Origin of the sequence: Pseudomonas sp. NFX183 (assembly GCF_047943075.1) — a bacterium.
GTDB lineage: Bacteria > Pseudomonadota > Gammaproteobacteria > Pseudomonadales > Pseudomonadaceae > Aquipseudomonas.
The window spans coordinates 5,430,715-5,450,102 of record NZ_CP181333.1 but is presented as its reverse complement, the minus strand read 5'-3'; the positions used below and the strand labels follow the sequence as shown (position 1 = coordinate 5,450,102).

General features: G+C 60.4%; 19 protein-coding genes. 12 read left to right on the top strand and 7 right to left on the bottom strand.

Annotation, left to right across the window (positions count from 1 at the left end; genetic code table 11):
- Nucleotides 1–26: 26 nt before the first annotated feature.
- Complete coding sequence (locus ACM530_RS25585) at nt 27–404, top strand: winged helix-turn-helix transcriptional regulator (RefSeq protein ID WP_416363475.1); 378 nt, start codon at nt 27–29, stop codon at nt 402–404.
- Between the two features lie 54 nt (nt 405–458).
- Here ACM530_RS25585 and deoC read toward each other — a convergent pair whose 3' ends face one another.
- On the bottom strand, nt 459–1,142 hold the full coding sequence (deoC, locus tag ACM530_RS25580; protein WP_416363474.1) for a deoxyribose-phosphate aldolase: 684 nt from the start codon (nt 1,140–1,142) through the stop codon (nt 459–461).
- Between the two features lie 130 nt (nt 1,143–1,272).
- Between deoC and deoR the strand changes: the two genes are divergently transcribed.
- Nucleotides 1,273–2,031, top strand: a complete 759-nt coding sequence (deoR, locus tag ACM530_RS25575; RefSeq protein ID WP_416363473.1) for a DNA-binding transcriptional repressor DeoR — start codon at nt 1,273–1,275, stop codon at nt 2,029–2,031.
- Here deoR and ACM530_RS25570 read toward each other — a convergent pair.
- The 3 genes from ACM530_RS25570 to rbsK are packed head-to-tail and all read right to left on the bottom strand — an operon-like array spanning nt 2,028 to nt 5,364.
- Complete coding sequence (locus ACM530_RS25570) at nt 2,028–3,074, bottom strand: aldose 1-epimerase family protein (protein WP_416363472.1); 1,047 nt, start codon at nt 3,072–3,074, stop codon at nt 2,028–2,030. The genes deoR and ACM530_RS25570 overlap by 4 nt on opposite strands.
- Entirely contained in the window at nt 3,071–4,402 is a 1,332-nt protein-coding gene (gene fucP, locus ACM530_RS25565) for an L-fucose:H+ symporter permease (RefSeq protein WP_262209581.1), read from the bottom strand. Before fucP ends, ACM530_RS25570 begins: the two co-directional genes overlap by 4 nt.
- A 41-nt stretch (nt 4,403–4,443) precedes the next feature.
- Nucleotides 4,444–5,364: a ribokinase gene (rbsK, locus tag ACM530_RS25560; protein ID WP_416363471.1), complete on the bottom strand. Its 921-nt coding sequence runs from the start codon at nt 5,362–5,364 to the stop codon at nt 4,444–4,446.
- A 239-nt stretch (nt 5,365–5,603) separates the two neighbouring features.
- Here rbsK and ACM530_RS25555 point away from each other — a divergent pair, with 239 nt between their 5' ends.
- Nucleotides 5,604–6,809, top strand: a complete 1,206-nt coding sequence (locus tag ACM530_RS25555; RefSeq protein ID WP_145160777.1) for a multidrug effflux MFS transporter — start codon at nt 5,604–5,606, stop codon at nt 6,807–6,809.
- A gap of 9 nt (nt 6,810–6,818) precedes the next feature.
- On the opposite strand, the gene ACM530_RS25550 is transcribed toward ACM530_RS25555, so the two are convergent.
- The gene (locus ACM530_RS25550; RefSeq protein WP_416363470.1) at nt 6,819–7,427 is read right to left on the bottom strand and encodes a LysE family translocator; all 609 of its coding nucleotides are present in this window, start codon (nt 7,425–7,427) and stop codon (nt 6,819–6,821) included.
- Between the two features lie 113 nt (nt 7,428–7,540).
- Here ACM530_RS25550 and ACM530_RS25545 point away from each other — a divergent pair, with 113 nt between their 5' ends.
- Entirely contained in the window at nt 7,541–8,311 is a 771-nt protein-coding gene (locus ACM530_RS25545; protein WP_416363469.1) for a LysR family transcriptional regulator, read from the top strand.
- A 95-nt stretch (nt 8,312–8,406) separates the two neighbouring features.
- A complete protein-coding gene (locus tag ACM530_RS25540; protein WP_145160784.1) occupies nt 8,407–9,264 on the top strand; it encodes an SDR family oxidoreductase in 858 nt (285 codons plus the stop codon).
- A 116-nt stretch (nt 9,265–9,380) separates the two neighbouring features.
- Here the strand turns inward: ACM530_RS25540 and ACM530_RS25535 are convergent, their stop codons facing one another.
- Nucleotides 9,381–10,295, bottom strand: coding sequence for a site-specific integrase (locus ACM530_RS25535; protein ID WP_416363468.1), 915 nt, complete (start codon nt 10,293–10,295; stop codon nt 9,381–9,383).
- Between the two features lie 108 nt (nt 10,296–10,403).
- Entirely contained in the window at nt 10,404–11,222 is an 819-nt protein-coding gene (locus ACM530_RS25530; RefSeq protein WP_242196605.1) for a M949_RS01915 family surface polysaccharide biosynthesis protein, read from the bottom strand.
- A gap of 471 nt (nt 11,223–11,693) precedes the next feature.
- On the opposite strand from ACM530_RS25530, the gene arnC reads away from it, so the two are divergent.
- The 7 genes from arnC to ACM530_RS25495 are packed head-to-tail and all read left to right on the top strand — an operon-like array spanning nt 11,694 to nt 19,388.
- Nucleotides 11,694–12,734 carry an undecaprenyl-phosphate 4-deoxy-4-formamido-L-arabinose transferase gene (gene arnC / locus ACM530_RS25525; RefSeq protein WP_145160790.1) on the top strand — a complete coding sequence of 347 codons (1,041 nt, stop codon included), beginning with the start codon at nt 11,694–11,696 and terminating at the stop codon, nt 12,732–12,734.
- On the top strand, nt 12,731–14,722 hold the full coding sequence (gene arnA / locus ACM530_RS25520; RefSeq protein ID WP_119740370.1) for a bifunctional UDP-4-amino-4-deoxy-L-arabinose formyltransferase/UDP-glucuronic acid oxidase ArnA: 1,992 nt from the start codon (nt 12,731–12,733) through the stop codon (nt 14,720–14,722). Before arnC ends, arnA begins: the two co-directional genes overlap by 4 nt.
- Nucleotides 14,722–15,606, top strand: a complete 885-nt coding sequence (arnD, locus tag ACM530_RS25515; RefSeq protein WP_416363467.1) for a 4-deoxy-4-formamido-L-arabinose-phosphoundecaprenol deformylase — start codon at nt 14,722–14,724, stop codon at nt 15,604–15,606. The genes arnA and arnD overlap by 1 nt, the downstream gene beginning before the upstream one ends.
- Nucleotides 15,603–17,258 carry a lipid IV(A) 4-amino-4-deoxy-L-arabinosyltransferase gene (gene arnT, locus ACM530_RS25510; protein WP_262209604.1) on the top strand — a complete coding sequence of 552 codons (1,656 nt, stop codon included), beginning with the start codon at nt 15,603–15,605 and terminating at the stop codon, nt 17,256–17,258. The genes arnD and arnT overlap by 4 nt, the downstream gene beginning before the upstream one ends.
- Nucleotides 17,255–17,602, top strand: a complete 348-nt coding sequence (gene arnE / locus ACM530_RS25505) for a 4-amino-4-deoxy-L-arabinose-phosphoundecaprenol flippase subunit ArnE (RefSeq protein ID WP_056860014.1) — start codon at nt 17,255–17,257, stop codon at nt 17,600–17,602. The genes arnT and arnE overlap by 4 nt, the downstream gene beginning before the upstream one ends.
- Nucleotides 17,599–18,012: a 4-amino-4-deoxy-L-arabinose-phosphoundecaprenol flippase subunit ArnF gene (gene arnF / locus ACM530_RS25500; RefSeq protein WP_145160797.1), complete on the top strand. Its 414-nt coding sequence runs from the start codon at nt 17,599–17,601 to the stop codon at nt 18,010–18,012. The genes arnE and arnF overlap by 4 nt, the downstream gene beginning before the upstream one ends.
- Nucleotides 18,009–19,388 carry a UDP-glucose dehydrogenase family protein gene (locus ACM530_RS25495; RefSeq protein ID WP_416363466.1) on the top strand — a complete coding sequence of 460 codons (1,380 nt, stop codon included), beginning with the start codon at nt 18,009–18,011 and terminating at the stop codon, nt 19,386–19,388. Before arnF ends, ACM530_RS25495 begins: the two co-directional genes overlap by 4 nt.

Genomic DNA, 19,388 nt, shown 5'->3' with positions numbered 1-19,388 from the left:
AAGTACCCAATTCAGCGAGTAAAGCCATGTCGAATAACACGTTCAGTTGCGGGCTCGATGCGGCTCTGGCGGTGATTGGCGGGAAATGGAAGCCGTTGGTTCTTTATCATCTGGCACAGAACGTTCACCGCTATGGTGAGCTACGGCGTGCGATCGGTGGCGTGACTGATAAGGTACTTATCCAGCAACTCAAGGAGCTGGAGCGTGATGAGATCATCGCGCGCGTCGACTATCAGGAAATCCCGCCGAAGGTTGAATACTCGCTGACGCCGTTCGGGCGCTCGCTGGCCACGGCACTGGGGGCGCTGTGTGTGTGGGGAACAGAACACATGGACGCGGTTGAACGCATCAGCGAGCGTCGAATGGCTGCCCTCGCCCGTCTTGAAAGTCGCCCCTCAATATAACTAAAACGCATAACTCAACTAAATATCTATTTAGTTGAGTTATATTTAAACCATTCAATAACCGCTCGACGCCGTCGTTGCCCCACCGACTATCGCAATCCCCGAACTGCTGCCCAGGCGTGTAGCCCCGGCCTCAATCATCTTCACCGCCGTCGGATAATCACGCACGCCACCGGATGCTTTTACGCCAACGCCGGCGCCCACGGTTTTGCGCATCAGCGCCACGTCTTCTGCTGTCGCGCCGCTACGGCTGAACCCGGTGGACGTCTTGACGAAGGCCACACCCAGGTCCCGGCAGATTTCACACGCCTGGACTTTCTGTTCGTCGTTCAACAGGCAGGTTTCCAGGATGACCTTCAACGGCACGGCGCCGCAGGCCCTGTGGACCGCGGCGATGTCTTCACGCACCGCCTCGAGCAGCCCTTCTTTCAGCCAGCCAATATTGAGCACCATGTCGATCTCCCCTGCCCCGGCGGCAATCGCCCGTTCAGCTTCAAAGGCCTTGGTGTCGCTCAAGCCGGCGCCCAGTGGAAAGCCCACCACCGCACAGATCACCACGTTCTTGTCAGTCAGGCACGAGGCGGCGTAAGGCACTTGCGCGGAGTTAAGGCACACTGAATAAAAACCGTGCTCCATGGCCTCCTCGCACAAGGTGCGGATTTGCTCACGGGAGGCGTCGGGCGCCAGTAAGGTGTGATCGATGTACTTGGCCAATGCTGCGGGTTGAAGAGAGTTCATTTAACGTGCCCTTGCCTGTATGTTGCCAATGATCGTGGGACGCGGTTGTCACAATGCCCACATTTATACGTTACAATAATATCATTAAATGTTACTTATCTAACACCAACAATCAAGCCCTGGAATACGCGTGGACAGTAAAAAAGCCGAGCGACTCAAGCTTATCCAACAAGCTTTGCAGGACCAGAACGCCATCCACCTGCGGGAAATGGCTGCGCTGCTGGAAGTGTCCGAGATGACCCTGCGCCGCGACCTCAACCACTTCTCCGAGCATGTGCGCCTGTTGGGCGGCTACATCACCCGGGTCAGCAGCGAGGCCAGCGATTACCGCGTAGCCGACCAGGACACGCGCCACGTCGAGGAGAAACGCCGTATCGGCAAACTCGCCGCGCGGCTGATACAACCGGGCGACACGGTGTTTTTCGACTGCGGCACCACCTCGCCCTTTGTCATTGATTTCATCCCCGATGAGTTGGAGTTCACCGCCGTGTGCAGTTCGTTGAACGTGCTGCTCAGGCTGCAGAACAAAGCCAACTGCCACATCGTGCTGTGCGGCGGTACTTTTCACCGCAAGAACCAGGTCTTTGAAGGCAGCGCCGAGAGCAGCATCCTCGACAGCGTGCGCCTGACCTGGGCCTTCGTGACTGCCGCCGGCGTCAGCCAGGCGTTCGGCGTGACGTGCTTCAACTTCAATGAAGTCGAGGTCAAACAAAAGGTTCTGCGCCAGGCCCAGCAACGCGTGTTGCTGGCCGACTTCAGCAAGTTCGACACGGTGCGCACCGCTCACTTCGCCAACCTGGAAGACTTCCAGTACGTGGTCAGCGACAAGAAAATCCCCCGCGCCTATAAAGAAGTCATCCAGGCCAGCGGCGCGCAGCTGCTGATCTAACCCAATAATGTCTGGCGTTCCTGCGCATTCAAGAAGCCGGTGGTCACGCTGAACGAGGCGCTGGCCCCGGCCGCCAGGCAACGTACGTGGCCTTTGGCTTTCTCGGCGTTATAGCCCTCGGGTTCGCAGGTCGATGGCAGCACGAACGCCGCCACTTGCTGATCCGGCGTGTACAGAATCCAGCGTGCCGCGTGCGCGAATTGTTCGGGGCGGTAACGGGTGTAGAACGCCGTGCCCGCCGGATGGTCCAGCAAAAAATGCGCATAGCCCGTGGCGTCTGTGCCCACGTCGTCGAAGAAAAACACGATCTCAGGATCGTACAGCGCAGGCGTATCGAGGCTGGCCAACTGGGTTGGATGCTCGGCCAGTTGCGCCATGTAGGCGCTCCAGTCCGGCGTCGGCTTGACGTGGTCCGGCACACTGGTGCGCAGGCGCAGGCGCTGCATGCCCAGTGGCTCGACGAATCGCGCGCCGTCGACGTATGCGTAGTTCATGTGGGCCATGTACATCTGGTCCATCGGTTTGCCGGCCAGGTTCGTCACGTCCATGTCGATATCGAACAAGGCTGAGTCGGCGCGCAGCGTCACACTCGGGCTCGCCCGGTAGCGATCGCCGAACCCCTTGGCGTATTGATACGAGCCACCCAGACGCACAAAGCCCTCGCCGAGTTCCAGCCAGGCCGTGTCCATGGGCGCGCAGGGCATTTCGCCGTGCAAGGCATGCGTGTCATCCGGCGCCGGGCAGCCATTGCGCAACAGGCCACTGTGAAACATGAAGCAGCCGTAAGTGTCGATGACCGTCGGGCTTGGCCGGGGCTCGTCGAACAGGTTGCGCATGGTCAGGTCGCAGCCGTCAAATACGGCCGACCAGATCATCTGCCCTTGATACGGCAACACGACCAGACGTCCACGGCTGTTCTCCAGGCTCACCGCCAGCACACCGGACGGATAAGTCCAGGCGCTGACCTTGAAATCCTCAGACTGCAAAAGCACCCTTTCCTGCTCGGCAAACACCGCCCGGTACAACGGGATACGCGTATTCATGAGGCCACCGCCGCGGCGGCATTTGAGGGCAACGCGCCCGGCTGGCGCAGGCATTTGACCGCGTACATCACAATCACGATAAAGCACAGCAGCGGTACGCTGTAGGCCAGCTGCATGTTGCCACCGCTGGCGTCGGACAACAGGCCCTGGAAGATCGGAATTACCCCGCCGCCAACAATGCTCATCACCAGCAATGAACCGCCGACACCGGTGTCTTCACCCAGGCCATCGATGGTCAGGCCGTAAATGGTCGGCCAGCACGGACCGAGAAAAATACTCACGCCGACGGCGGCGTACACCGCGGAAATATTCGGCACCAGAATGGTGTAGGCCAGCAGCACAATGCACAGCACCCCGTAGATCGCCAAGACCTTGGCCGGGTGCAGACGCCGCATCAATAGGTTGGCGATCAACTTGCCGACAAAGTAGGCGGCAAAGGTGGTCAGCAGAAACCATGAAGCGCTGCGCTCATTCATGCCGCCCATTTGCATGGCCAGGCGAATGGTGAAACTCCATACGCCCACCTGGGCACCCACATACAGAAATTGCGCCAATACACCAAAGGTAAACCGCGGGTTACGCCACAGCCGACCCAGGCTTTTGCGCAAGCTGCCCGAGGTGTTGTCGACGGGTGCGTTGCCTTTGCAGGCCGGGAAACGGGTAATGGCGATCAGGATGAACATCAACACCAGCACGGCGATCATCCACTTGTAAGGCAATAGCGTGGACTGGATCATTTGCAACTGCTGCACCGCCGCATCGGTGGCACTCATCTGCTTGAGCTGTGCAGTGGTGGCATCGGTGTCCTTGAACATCACAAAGCTGCCCACGTAAACCCCGGCCATGGCGCCGAACGGGTGAAAGGTCTGCGAGATGTTCAAGCGCCGCGTCCCGGTTTCCCGTGGGCCCATCAACGTCGAGTAGGTGTTGCACGCGGTTTCCAGAAACGACAGCCCGGCCGCGATCACAAACAGCGCCAGCAGGAACATGCCGTACTTGGCCGTCGACGCCGCCGGGAAAAACAGCAAACAGCCCAGCATGTACAGCGACAGGCCGATCAGGATCGTACTTTTATAGCTCAGGCGGCGCACCACCATCGCTGCCGGAATCGCCACAAAAAAGTAGCCCAGGTAAAACGCCGATTGCACAAAGGCGGTCTGGAAATCGCTGAGCAAAAACGCTTTCTTGAAGTGTGCGATCAGCACGTCGTTCATGCTCGCCGCCGCGGCCCACAACGCGAAGATGCTGCACAGCAGAATAAACGCGAACCAGGGCGTGCGGTTCAGGTAGAACCCATCGGGTGTCTGTTGCAGCGCAGGTTTGTTCATTATTGTTCTCCGGGCTGGATTAAGGAGCCGAGTTAGACGGCTTAGCGCTGTTGCTGGAAGCGCGTGAACGCTTCGCTGTCGGGATAGGAGGTCTGCGTACCCAGCGCCGTCACCGAGCACGCGGAATACGCCACGGCCAGCTCCATGGCATGACGGATATCGCCGTCGCGGTTCCAGTGCTGAATGAAACACCCGATAAAGGCGTCGCCGGCACCGGTGGTGTCACGGGCGACAACCCGCTGGCCCGGCACCTGGAATGTGCCCTCCTCGCCTACGTACAACGCCCCCTGCTCGCCGAGCGTGACGATGACGTGGCGAATGCCGCTGGCCACCAGGGTTTGCGCGGCGACGCGGGCCGAATCCGGTGAGTCCACGGTCAGGCCGGTGATCAGCGCCAGCTCCGACTCGTTAGGGATCAGAAAGTCCAGTTTTGCCAGGTAATCGGCCTCCAGACCAGGCAGCGCCGGCGCTGGATTGAGCAGCACGGCAATGCCATGTCGGTGGGCGAATTCGATGGCGTAGTAGACCGTCTGCAGGTTGATCTCCAACTGCAACACAATCAGCGTGCAGTCACGCAAATCAGCCGCCGCCGCCTCGATGTCCGCCGGCGACAAATACGCATTGGCGCCTTTGACGATCAAGATGCTGTTATGGGAGTCGGCCCGCACAAAAATCGGCGCCACACCACTGGAAACGCCAGGCACCCGTTGCACATAACGGGTGTCGATGCCAAAGCGCTGGAAGTTGGCCAGGGTGTTGTCGGCAAACATGTCGTCGCCGACCTTGCTCAGCATCAACACATCGGCCCCAAGCTTGGCTGCCGCCACCGCCTGGTTGGCGCCCTTGCCGCCACACCCGAGGGCAAACCCCGGCGCTTCGAGGGTTTCGCCCTGGGCCGGCATGCGGTCGATGTAGGTAATCAGATCCACCATATTGCTGCCGATGACTGCGATCTTGCTCATTGCTATTCCACCTTGTTGCAGCACGACCAGGCAGGTCGTGGCGCTTTTGTTTTGTTATTTAAATAACATTAAGTGTGAATATTCAATCTATTTTTCAGCGCAAAGATCAGTGGTCAGCCCGAATGGCCGTCGCGACAGACTCACTGCCAAAAAATGTAGCGCCTGTGTAAACACCACCTTGTAACCCCCCGGGCGGCTCTCTAAGCTGGCCGGTCTTTCGCCGTCACCCGGAACACCCCATGTCTCGAAGCATCGCCCACCTCGCCCTGTTGCTGGGGTTGATCACCGCCATCGGCCCCTTCGCCATCGACAGTTATTTGCCCGCCCTGCCCACCCTGGGTGCGAGCCTGCAGGCTTCGCCGGCGGCGGTGCAGATGAGCCTGACAGTGTTTTTCATGATCATCGGCGTGTGCCAGCTGTTCTACGGTCCGCTCAGCGATGTGTACGGGCGCAAGCCGCCGATCTATGCCGGCCTGGTGATTTTCGCCGTGGCCAGTGTCGGCTGTGCCCTGGCACCGAGCATCGAAGTGCTGATTGGCTTTCGCGCCCTGCAAGCCTTCGGCGCGTGCGCCGGCATGGTCATCCCGCGGGCGATTGTGCGTGACCTGTACACAGGCCACGAAGCCGCGCGCCTGATGGCCTTGCTGATGCTGGTGATGAGCGTGTCGCCGATCCTGGCGCCGTTGGCCGGCAGCGTGGTGATTTCACTCTGGAGTTGGCGCGAAGTGTTTGCCGTACTGGCTGTGGTGTCCGTGCTGTGCCTGGTGATGACCATTGTGCAGTTGCCGGAAACCCACCCGGCCGAACGCCGATTGGGCAAGACCCTGGGCGACGCCATCGGCAGCTACGGCGCACTGCTGCGCGACCCGGTGTTTATCGGTTTGGCGGTGGTCAGCGGCTTTGGACTGGCGACCTTCTTTGTGTTCATCGGCAGCGCGCCGTTTGTGTACATCGAATATTTCGGCCTGACGCCGACGCAATTCAGCCTGTGCTTTGCGCTCAATGCCGCGTCGTTCTTCGCCATGAGCCAAATGACCGCACGCCTGAGCGCGCGCTTTGGTCTGGCGCCGGTGATTCGCTGGTCGGTCATGGCGGTGGCGGCGATCATGGTGCTGCTGGCCGCCACCACGCTGTGGGGCAATCACCTGGCGGTGATGATGACGCTGCTGTTTATCGGCTTCGGCTTTCTCGGCCTGCTGTTGCCAGCGGCCGGCGTATTGTCCCTGGAGGACCACGGCGCCGTCGCGGGCTCCGCGTCAGCCCTGCTGGGCGCCATCCAGATGATCACCGCTGCCGTGTCCATGACCCTGATCGGGCTGTACGCCGACCACACGCCGGCACCGATGCTGATCGGCATCGCCCTCTGCGCAGTCGCGGCAATGCTGACCACCTGGTGGACACTGCGCCGTTTGCCCGCACATCTACAGCCTTCTCCACGGCGCTGATACGCCTCGTCATCCCAGCAGCCAACGCCCTGAATGCACGATTCCCATCAGGGCCACGGCCAGCAGCACCAGGCATGCCACGCGATTGATACCCACGCGGTATTTGAGCGCGAATGCCTGGCGCGCGAGGGCGATGTACCCCGCCAGCACCATAAAGTCGATAAGCACCCACAGCCCGGTCAACCACGCCACGCTGGCGCTGAACGAGTCAGCCACGTGGATGAATTGAGGGAAGAAGGCGACGAAGAAAATGATGTCCTTGGGGTTGGAAATCCCCACCACAAACCCCGTGCTGATACCGCTTCGCGCGCGGCGGGCCTGGGGAACTTGCCCAGGTGGATAACGCAGCCCCTGGACCGCCAGGTACAAAATGAACAGGCAGCCCAGAAAGCTGATCGCGCTCAGCACACCTGGACTGACGGAAAAACTCCCCGACAAAATCAGTACCGCCACCAGGGCCAGGATCAGCGATGCCAGGTTGGTGCCCGCTGCCGTCAACAGCGCGCACCGGCTTCCGGATTGCAGGCTGGTATTGATGATCAGCGCCACCACCGGCCCGGGCGTGACGATCAGAGCCAACACACTGAAGACGTAAATCAGAAGTAACGAGCTATTCATCGCGCTAAAACGCCTCGTGAGGTAAGGCGTGCGAGCTTGCGCCAGGCCGCGCGCGTTGAAAAACGTAAAAGCCTGTGCCCTACTATGAGTATTAATCACAATGAATGACGCCCATGGCCGAACGCCTTCCACCGCTGTATGCCCTGCGCGCCTTTGAAGTGGCGGCTCGCACGTCTTCGTTTACACGCGCGGCGCAAGCCCTGTCATTGACTCAAAGTGCGGTTAGCCGCCATATCAAAACCCTCGAGAGCCTCCTCGATTGCCGCTTGTTCGAACGCCATGGGCCTCGGCTGAAACTCACCGTTGCGGGCGAACGGCTCGCGCAGGAACTCAAGGTCGGCTTTCGCATCATCGAGCAAGCGTGCGCGCCCTTCCGCGCAGGCACTGGCGATTTACGTTTAAAGGCCCCATCGACGCTGACCATGCGCTGGCTGCTGCACACGCTGGACCTCCTTAAGCTCAGCGCGCCTGAACTGACGATACAGCTGGCCAGTGTCTGGATGGATTTCGACAGTGTGGATTTTTACGCAGAGCCTTACGACTGCGCGATTTTGCTCGGCAACGGTCAGTTCGGCGCCGATGTGCACGCACACAAATTGTTTGATGAATGGTTGATCCCCATTACGCTCGACCAGGCGATCTCGGCGGCCATGCGCGGCCATGGTGTCTCGATCGGCGACCTGCACCTGGTGGCCAACGATGTGCGCGACGGCCTGATCAGGCTGCCCTGTGCAGCGGCCGTCGCCTCGGGCGATGGCTACTATCTGGTCTGGCCCAGGGAGAGCCGCCACTCACCCAAGTTGCGTGAACTGTACGAGTGCCTGGCCGCACTCGTTCCAACCCTGCATTTGCCAGGCCTTGAGTTCTTGCCTGCGGCTGGCTGAAACCATTCGTCGGGCTCGCCCGACATTCACTACAACTATCGTCGCCGGCAAAACTACTAACTCCATAGCACCCTTAAAGACCTATGGAGACTGAGATGACTGACTACCCTCGCCCACCCTTCGCCCCACAAGCCCAATCCGTACCCGGTTCCCAGAAAAAAATGGACCCGTACCCCGACTGCGGCGAGAAGAGCTACAAGGGCTCGGGCCGGCTGGCCAACAAAATCGCGCTGATCACCGGTGCCGACAGCGGCATTGGCCGCGCAGTCGCCATTGCGTTTGCCCGTGAAGGCGCCGATGTGGCCATCGCTTACCTGGACGAGCATGAGGACGCCAGGGAGACCGCACGCTGGGTTGAAGAAGCGGGCCGCCAATGCCTGCTGCTGCCCGGCGATATTGCGCAAAAGGCCACGTGCCAGGCGCTGGTCGACAAGACCGTCGAGCAGTTCGGGCGCATTGACGTCCTGGTGAATAACGCCGCGTTCCAGATGACCCACGAAACCCTGGAAGAGATCGAAGACGAGGAATGGGTACGCACCTTTGATATCAACATCACCGCGATGTTTCGCATCTGCAAGGCCGCCCTGCCGCACATGAAAGCCGGCAGTTCGATCATCAATACCAGTTCGGTCAATTCCGACATGCCCAAGCCGACGCTGCTGGCCTATGCCGCCACCAAGAGCGCCATCGCCAATTTCACCGGCGGCCTGGCGCAATTGCTGGGTGACAAAGGCATCCGCGTCAACAGCGTGGCGCCGGGCCCGATCTGGACACCGCTGATCGTGTCGACCATGACTGACAAAGACGTGCAGAGCTTTGGCAGCGAAACCCCGCTGGGTCGCCCCGGCCAGCCGGTAGAGGTGGCGCCGATCTATGTGTTGCTGGCCTCGGATGAAGCCAGCTATATCTCCGGTTCGCGCTACGCGGTCACCGGCGGCAAGCCAATCCTTTAAACCTGGTACACAACCAAGTAAAGAAGGGGGCTTGCTCCCGATAACGGAGGGTCAGTCAGTGAGTCGCTGACCCTGCGTCTTCGGGAGCAAGCCCCCTCTCGCATTTTTGGCTGAAGTTATAAATCAAACCGGTCCACGGCCCGCCGCCGTTCATTGTCGTCGCGTACGTCATAGCTGGCGGTAGTCTGGATATTGCTGTGGTGCGCCAGTTTCTGCGCAATTGACAGGTCATGTTCCTCAATCACCCGGGTGATGAACGAACGCCTGAAATCATGCGGCATGATTTTCACGCCAACCTGTTCGCCGCGTTGACGGGCGATGTAATAAATCGCGTGTTTGGTAATGCGCTCACGGGTGATATGGCTGCCCCGGCGAATGCGGTTGAACAGGAACGTATCGTCCTGCTCGCCGTCCTTGAGCTGCTCGCGACGAAAGTCCAGCCAGGCTGTCAGCTTTTCAAATGCCCAAGCGGGCGCGTACTTGATCAACGCCTTGTTGCCTTTGCCGGTCACGCGCAGGCTGCGCTCTTGGAAGTTGATCTGCGTCAGGTCGAGGTTCACCGACTCCGACTTGCGCATGCCCGACCCATACAAAATGCCGATCACCGCCGCATCCCGCAGGCCCTGTGGGCGTGGGTCGGCGGCGCAGACTTCCATCAGTTCGCGGATCAGGCTGCGGCGCAAATTGCGCCCCTGGCCCAGCCGGGTACCGGGAGCCGCCTTGACCGAGCGCATCTTGAGCAGGTGATCCTGGCTGATCAGGCTCATGCGCCAGGCTTCGTTCATCACCCCACGCACGGCATTCACGTACAGCGAAGAGGTATTGGGCGCGTAGCCGTCCTCGCGCAGTGCGGCGACCAGGGCAATCACGTGTTCAGGCTGCAGCAGGTGCCAGTCGATGTCTTCGAGGTTGATGTCTTCGAAGCCCAGGCGGTCAGCGGCGTCCTGCAACACATAACGCATGGTCAGCTGGCTGGAGGGCGCCAGGCGGGTGAGATAAAGGGTCAGCGGGGTGCGGATAGACTCAGTCAAGGGAGATCAGCCTTTGGATTAAATACCTCGATCAAGCCATTGTTTAATCGAGGTATTTAGTGAATTGGCGAGGGCGGAGTCTAGCGCAGGACCGGCCCTGGCACAAAATCACGGGGCCGTTTCGTCATCCCCGGTAGGGTCGTCGGGCTGAGGCTGGGTCTGGGATTGACTCCACTCGGTGTCCTGCTTCTGCATGAGCGCGAACCAATGCTGGCGCATGAACGCCAGGTAGCTGTCCGGCGCCTTGGCAAAGTCCTTTTCATCGCCATAGCAGCCCGGCAGAGGTAACTCGGTGCCCTGCTCCTTGTACTGACTGACCAGCGCCTGCTGCGCCGCCACGCTGCAATCCTTGGGCAGTGGCATGCCCCGCAAGGCGCCGGCCTCCTCGTCCCACCAGCTCGCGCCAACGCGATCGACGCCGCGCAGGCGGTACTTCTGGGATTTGCCGACGTGCATGATCAGCTTGAATTCGTTCGGGCTGACATCGCTGGTGCAGGTACGCGAATAGCCCACAGTGGCCTGGGTGATGCCGTCGCCGGTGAGGTCGGTGACTTTGGTGGCCGCCATGTCAAAGCGCAGCGCGGCGTCGAACTGGCAATGCTGCACATCGTCATAGAGCATCCACACGCGCTTGGGATGATCGCCAGCGAGCAGGTACTGGGCCGCGTAGACGAACGCCGACTGGGTGCCATCGTCATCGCGTTCGCTGACCTGCTCGGCGAGCACCAGCAGGTTCTTGCCCTGGCTGTCGTCCCAGGTGTAGGCCGCGACCTGTTTGCCGCGCACTTCGACGCCTTCGGGCACCTGATCGACCGAGGTGAGCGCCACGCCATCGTCGGCGCGTACGGTTGTGACGCAGGCCACAGCCATCAACAATCCCATCAACGCGGGCCGCAATTGGCCGCGTAAAAGCTGCACGCTATTCATCCGAGTACCCTGGCAAGAGATGGCTTACTTTACCGGCACTTGAGGGGCAATGCAGAGAAGTTTGTTGAATAAAACAGTCGGCACACTGCAAGCTGCAAAAAACGCCGCGGTTTTACCTGTTCAAGGTATCGCCTGGCACCTCAGTTAGTTAGCTGAACCCTAGCTGTCTACCTGTCAAATAAACGAGTTTTTCATCCGCCTTTCATATTCGTTCAACATTTTTCCGCTTAATCTTGGCCCCAGGACTTGAGAACGAGGCGCGTGTTATCGAACTAACTTGTTGATTACGCTTTACCTTTGAGACATTTCGTCTTTACTACGCTTGCCCATGGAAGAAATTATTGCCAGTCTCAGGAAGGTCGAATGAACACCGCAAACCCACGCTATGTTTAATCAGTTTTCTGAACCTTCAGCCGCTGATGACTGCTGTTTTCACGCGCCAACCTGCTCTAGCCCCGAGGTCATGAATCTTTGAAACCCTACCCTATTCATTGCGTGTCGATCGTCATCCCGGTCTACAACGAACAAGAGAGCCTGCCTGAATTGCTGCGTCGCACAAGCGCAGCCTGCAAGCAACTGGCCTACGAATACGAAATCATCCTGGTGGATGATGGTAGTCGCGACAACTCGGCCCAATTGCTGGAAGACGCTGCCGCGCAAGAAGGCAGTCATGTAGTGGCGGTGATCCTCAACCGTAACTACGGCCAGCATGCGGCGATCATGGCCGGCTTCGAGCAGTGCCGTGGCGAAGTGGTAATTACCCTCGACGCCGACCTGCAAAACCCGCCGGAAGAAATCCCGCGGCTCGTCGAGCAAGCCGCTCTGGGCTACGACGTGGTCGCCACCGTACGCAACAACCGCCAGGACTCGGCTTTCCGCCGCTGGCCCTCGCGCCTGATCAACCTGGCCGTGCAACGCTCCACCGGCGTGGCCATGACCGACTACGGCTGCATGCTGCGCGCTTACCGGCGCACCATCGTCGACGCCATGCTTGCCTGCCGCGAGCGCAGCACCTTCATCCCGATCCTGGCCAACGGTTTTGCCCGCCACACCACGGAAATCCTGGTGCATCACGCTGAGCGTGAGCACGGCGAATCCAAATACAGTGCCATGCGCCTGATCAGCCTGATGTTCGACCTGCTGACGTGCATGACCACCACGCCGCTGCGCCTGCTGTCGATTGTCGGTTTCAGCCTGGCCGCCCTGGGCGTGCTGTTCGCCTTTGCGCTGGTCGTCCTGCGCCTGGCCTTTGGTGCTCAGTGGGCCGGCGATGGCATGTTCGTGCTGTTCGCGGTGCTGTTCGTGTTCACTGGTGGCCAGTTCATCGGCATGGGCCTGCTGGGTGAATACCTGGGTCGCATGTACAGCGATGTGCGCGCCCGCCCCCGTTTCTTCATTGAAAAAGTGCTGCGCAACCAACCGGCAGCACCGGCACCCGTGGTCGTTGTTGACGGCCTGGTGTCCTCCCATACCTCCACTTCTACTTCTCCTTCCGATCAGGTTTCGTCATGAATTCAAAAGCTGTTGTCTTCGCTTACCACGATATTGGCTGTGCAGGCATTGAAGCCCTGCTGACCGCCGGCTACGACATTGCTGCCGTGTTCACCCATGCCGACGACCCCAAGGAAAACAATTTCTACGGTTCCGTCGCCCAACTCTGCGCCCGCAACGGCATCCCGGTGCACGCACCGGAAGACGCCAACCACCCACTGTGGATCGAGCGCATCGCCAAGCTGAACCCGGATTTCATCTTCTCGTTCTACTACCGCAATCTGCTCAGCGAGGCCTTGCTGGCCACCGCCAAAAAAGGCGCGTTCAACCTGCACGGCTCCCTGCTGCCGCAATACCGTGGCCGTGCACCGGCCAACTGGGTGCTGGTCAACGGCGAAACCGAAACCGGCGTGACCCTGCACCGTATGGTCAAGCGCGCCGATGCCGGCCCGATCCTGGCCCAGCAGAAAGTCGTCATCGACCGTACCGACACCGGCCTGACCCTGCACGCCAAGCTGCGTGACGCCGCCACCAGCCTGCTGCGCGACGCACTGCCGCAACTGGCCCAAGGCAAACTGGCTGAAACCGCACAGGACGAAACCAAGGCCACCTACTTTGGCCGTCGCACCGCTGCCGATGGCAAGCTGGACTGGAAAAAGCCGGCTGAAGAGCTGTTCAACCTGGTTCGCGCCGTCACCCAACCGTACCCGGGCGCCTTCTGCGCTGTGGGCGAGCACAAACTGATCGTTTGGCACGCTGAAGTGGTCAAGGGCAACGAAGGCCTGGCACCAGGCCGCGTAATCAGCGTCAACCCGCTGCGCATTGCCTGCGGCGAAGACTCGCTGGTGGTCAAGTTCGGCCAGCGCAACGAAAACGGCCTGTACCTGGCCGGCCCTTCCCTGGCCGATGAATTGGGCCTGGTGGACGGTTCCGTGCTGCGCGGCGCCGAGTCCGGCCGCAAGCCGCGCCGTACCCGTGTACTGATCCTGGGTGTGAACGGCTTTATCGGTAACCACCTGTCCGAGCGCCTGCTGCGTGACGACCGTTACGAAATCTACGGCCTGGACATCGGCTCCGACGCCATCGAGCGCCTGCGCAGCCACCCGAACTTCCATTACGTGGAAGGCGACATCAGCATTCACTCCGAGTGGATCGAGTACCACATCAAGAAGTGCGACGTGGTCCTGCCGCTGGTGGCCATCGCCACGCCGATCGAATACACCCGCAACCCGCTGCGCGTGTTCGAACTGGACTTCGAAGAGAACCTGAAACTGGTTCGCTACTGCGTCAAGTACAACAAGCGCGTGATCTTCCCGTCGACCTCCGAAGTCTATGGCATGTGCCAGGACCAGTACTTCGACGAAGACACCTCCAACCTGGTCGTCGGCCCGGTCAACAAGCAACGCTGGATCTACTCGGTCTCCAAGCAACTGCTGGACCGCGTGATCTGGGCTTACGGCGACAAGGGCCTGAAGTTCACCCTGTTCCGTCCGTTCAACTGGATGGGCCCGCGCCTTGACCGTCTGGACTCTGCGCGTATCGGCAGCTCCCGCGCCATCACCCAGTTGATCCTCAACCTGGTGGAAGGCACGCCGATCCGTCTGTTCGACGGTGGCGAGCAGAAGCGCTGCTTCACTGACATCGCCGACGGCATCGAAGCCCTGGCGCGCATCATTGATAACGACAATGACAACTGCAACGGTCAGATCATCAACATCGGTAACCCGGAAAACGAAGCCAGCATCCGTCAGTTGGGCGAAGAACTGCTGCGTCAGTTCGAAGCTCACCCGCTGCGCAGCAACTTCCCGCCGTTTGCCGGTTTCCGCGATGTAGAGAGCAAGGCGTTCTACGGCACCGGTTACCAGGACGTGGCACACCGCAAGCCAAGCATCGAAAACGCCAAGCGCCTGCTGAACTGGGAGCCTACCGTTGAGATGAGCGAAACCATCGGCAACACCCTGGACTTCTTCCTCAAAGAAGCCATGCTCGAAATCGCGGACAAAAAGTAATGAAGGCAGGCTTGCGCATTGACGTCGACACCTACCGTGGCACCCGTGAAGGTGTGCCGCGGTTGCTCGAATCCCTGGATGAAGCCGGGGTTAAAGCGACGTTCTTCTTCAGCGTTGGGCCGGACAACATGGGGCGCCACTTGTGGCGCCTGATCCGCCCGCAATTTCTGTGGAAGATGCTGCGTTCCAATGCCGCCGGGCTGTATGGCTGGGATATCTTGCTGGCCGGCACCGCCTGGCCGGGCAAACCGATTGGCCGTGACCTGGGGCATTTGATGCGCCAGGCCAAGGCTGCCGGCCATGAAGTCGGCCTGCATGCGTGGGATCACCACGGCTGGCAGGCCAACACCGGGCGCTGGAGCGAGGCACAACTCATCGAGCAGATCCGTCGTGGCGTTGACACCCTGAGCGACATCCTGGGTGAACGCATCGACTGTTCAGCTGCCGCCGGTTGGCGTGCCGATGAGCGTGTGGTGCAAGCCAAGCAAACGTTCAATTTTCGCTACAACAGCGATTGCCGGGGCACCAGCCTGTTTCGTCCGACCTTGGCCGATGGCAGTGCGGGCACCCCACAAATTCCGGTAGACCTGCCGACCTTCGACGAAGTCGTCGGGCCGGTAGTGGCTGCCAAAGACTTCAACAGCTTCATTCTTGACCGGTTTAGCGCGTCGAAGCTGAACGTCTACACGATCCACGCAGAAGTAGAAGGGATTCTGATGGCTGATGATTTTCGCCAGTTGCTTGCCCAGGCCGAGCAGCGCGGCATCGACTTCCAACCCCTGGGCGAGCTGCTGCCTGCGGATGTGACCACCCTGCCCCAGCAACATTTGGTGCGCGGCGCGTTGAGCGGCCGCGAGGGTTGGCTCGGAGTGCAGCAGGCATGATCCGGCGCTGGGCATTGCCCCTGCTCCTGTTGGCGTTTGGTGTGTTTTACCTGTTACCGCTGGCCAGCCACGGCTTGTGGATTCCCGATGAGACCCGTTACGCGCAGATCAGCCAGGAAATGCTGCTGACCGGCAAATGGGCCTCGCCGCATTTCATGGGCATCCGCTACTTCGAGAAACCCGCTGCCGGCTACTGGATGATCGCGCTGGGCCAGGCGATCTTCGGTCAGAACCTGTTCGGCGTGCGCTTTGCCTCGGCCTTGAGCACCGGGCTGAGCATTGTGCTGGTTTACCTGGTGTCGCGCCGCTTGTGGAATGACCCGCAAAAAAGCCTGGTCAGCACCGTGCTGTACATGAGCTTTGTCAGCGTGGCCTTGCTGGGTGGCTACGCCAACCTGGACCCGCAATTCACCTTCTGGGTCAACCTGACCGGCGTTGCGCTGTGGTTCTGCTTTGACAGCCACACCCGCCAGGGCCGCCTGTGGTCCTGGGCGTTGCTGGGTTTTGCCTGCGGCATGGGGTTCATGACCAAGGGGTTTCTGGCCTGGTTGCTGCCGGTGTTGATCGCCCTGCCCTATGCGATCTGGCACAAGCGCTTTCGTGAGCTGCTCGGGTACGGCGTGGTTGCCGTGGTCGTGGCCATTATCGTCAGCCTGCCCTGGGCGCTGGCCGTGCACCTGCAAGAGCCGGATTACTGGAACTTCTTCTTCTGGCACGAGCATATCCAGCGCTTTGCCGGTGACGACGCCCAGCACGCCGAGCCGTTCTGGTTCTACCTGCCGCTGATGGTCGCGTTCTCGCTGCCGTGGATTGCCCTGTTGCCGTCCACGATCAAACAGGCGTGGCTACAAAAGCGCCTGCCGCAGACCGCCTACCTGTTGCTGTGGCTGCTGATGCCCCTGGCATTTTTCAGCCTGGCCAAAGGCAAGCTGCCGTCGTACATCATGCCGTGCCTGCTGCCGTTGGCCTTGTTGATGGGCTCGACCCTGAGCGACAAGCTTGCCCTGGGCCACGGCCGCGCATTGCGTATCAACGGCGGGTTGAACCTGGCGCTGGGTGTTCTGGCGGTGCTGGCGCTCAGCTGGTTCCAACTGAAAAAGCCCGTGTATGAACACGGCGAAGAAACCTTCAGCCTGGTGCTGCTGTTCACCTTCCTGTTCGGCTGGATCGTGGTCAACCTGCTCCAGGCGGCGCGACCGCTGAAGCTGTGGGCCGCGCCGGTGATCGGCAGCTGGTTGCTGGTGGCATTGGTGCCCGCCGCGTTGCCGCATTCGGTGGTTTACAACAAGACCCCGGACCAGTTCATCATCGATCACCTGGACGAACTGCAACCCACTGCCTCCCTGCTCAGCAATGACCTTGGCGCGGCATCGGCGCTGTCGTGGCGCATGGGGCGTCCGGACGTCAGCCTCTACAACACGGTCGGCGAAGTGAAATACGGCATCGCCTACCCGGACACCGCGCACCGCAGGATCGACACCAACGAAGTCCAGCAATGGATGAGCGAGGCGCGCAAGAAAGGTTCTGTCGGTGTGGTGATGCGGGTCAAGGGTGACGATGAAGTCGCCGAAGTCAACCTGCTGCCCAAGGACGGTAAACGCTATGAGCAAGGCAACATCGTGATCCTGATTTTCCCACAGGCCGCGCAATGATCACCCTGCTTCTATTGCTGGGCGCATGCCTGCTGACGTGCATGGGCCAGGTCTCGCAAAAGTTTGCCGTGGAAAGCTGGCGCGACCAGCCAGACGGTTGGGCGCCCAAATTGCGCTCGCCGTGGCTGTGGTCGGCGCTGGTGTGCCTGGGCCTGGGCCTGCTGGTCTGGCTGCTGGTGCTGCAGCGCCTTGAAGTGGGCATCGCCTACCCGATGCTCAGCCTGAATTTTGTACTGGTCACGCTGATGGCGCGCTTTGTTTTTCATGAACACATCGACGGCCGGCACTGGCTGGGCGTGGCGCTGGTGATCGGCGGTGTGGTGTTGCTGGGGCGTCACGTATGAGCCGGGCTCAAGGCTTTGCCCTGGCCCTTGGCAGTGTCGGCCTGGTCAGCGCCGCCCAATTGGGCATGCGCTGGAGCATGACGCGCCTGCCGCTGCCAGCCGACTGGCTGAACGCGTTCAACAGCAATGCAATCGACCTTGGCGCCTTGGGCGTGGTGATCCTGGCGATCATCGCCTATGCGCTGTCGATGCTCTGCTGGCTCGGCGCACTCAAGCATTTGCCGCTGGGTCGCGCCTATTCGCTGCTCAGCATCAGCTACGCGTTGGTCTACCTGCTGGCCGCCAGCCTGCCGGTGTTCAACGAAGCTTTTTCGCTTTCAAAAACCCTGGGGGTGGCGTTGGTCATCCTCGGTGTTCTGGTTATTAACTCTCGTCGTGCTAGCGTTGCAAGCCCCAGGAATGCCCCATGAAAATCAGTGTATTTGGTAGCGGTTACGTCGGTCTGGTGCAGGCCACCGTATTGGCCGAAGTCGGTCACGATGTGATCTGCATGGACGTGGACAAGAGCAAGGTCGAGTCGCTCCAGAAAGGCCATGTGACCATCTTCGAGCCGGGGCTTGCGGCCATGGTCAAGGAAAACCTGGAAAGCGGGCGCCTGCACTTCACCTTCGATGAAAAGCTCGCGGTCGAACACGGTGAAGTGCTGTTTATTGCCGTGGGCACGCCGTCGGATGAAGACGGCTCGGCCGACCTCAAATACGTGCTGTCGGTGGGTGATGCCGTGTCCCGCCACCGCATGGAGCCGGTGATCCTGGTAGAAAAATCCACCGTTCCCGTCGGCACCGGCGACACCCTGCGTGCGCACATCGAAAAGAACCTGCGCACCGCCGGCCGGCACCTGGAGTTCGATATCGTCTCCAACCCGGAATTTCTCAAGGAAGGCTCGGCTGTTGCCGACTGCCGCCGTCCGGACCGCATCATCATCGGCTGTGAGCGCGAGGAAGTGCGTGAAGTGATGCGCGACCTCTACGCGCCGTTCAACCGCAACCATGACCGCATCATCTTCATGGACCTGCGCAGCGCCGAACTGACCAAATACGCCGCCAACTGCATGCTGGCGACCAAGATCAGCTTTATCAACCAGATCGCCGAGCTGGCCGAACACCTGGGCGCGGACATCGAAGCCGTGCGCCTGGGCATCGGTGCCGACTCGCGGATCGGTTACCACTTCATCTATCCCGGTTGCGGCTACGGCGGCTCCTGCTTCCCCAAGGACATGCGCGCCTTGATCCACAGCGCCAAGCAAGCCAACTGCTCCAGTGACTTGCTGGAAGCCGTGGAAGCCATCAACCAGCGCCAGAAGAGCAAGCTGTTCGAGCGCATCAACGCTTACTTCCAGGGCAACCTGCAGGGCAAGACCTTTGCCTTGTGGGGCCTGGCGTTCAAGCCCAACACCGATGACATGCGCGATGCACCGAGCCGCGTGCTGATGGAAGCCCTGTGGGCCGCGGGCGCCAATGTCCGTGCATTTGACCCGGAAGCAATGCAGGAAACCCAGCGCATCTACGGCGACGAGTCACGCCTGACGCTGCTGGGCACGCCGGAATCGGCCTTGAGCGGCGCCGATGCGCTGATCGTCTGCACCGAATGGCAGCAGTTCAAGGCGCCGGATTTCGACCTGATCCACGCTCGCCTGAAAAACCCGGTGATCTTCGACGGTCGCAACCTGTATGACGGCGAACGCCTGGCACGCAAAGGCTTCAAGTACTTCCCGATGGGCCGTGGCGACTCGTGTGAACTGCCGATCCCTCAGCAAAACTGGGTAGAGCAGGTCAAGGAAGCCTGA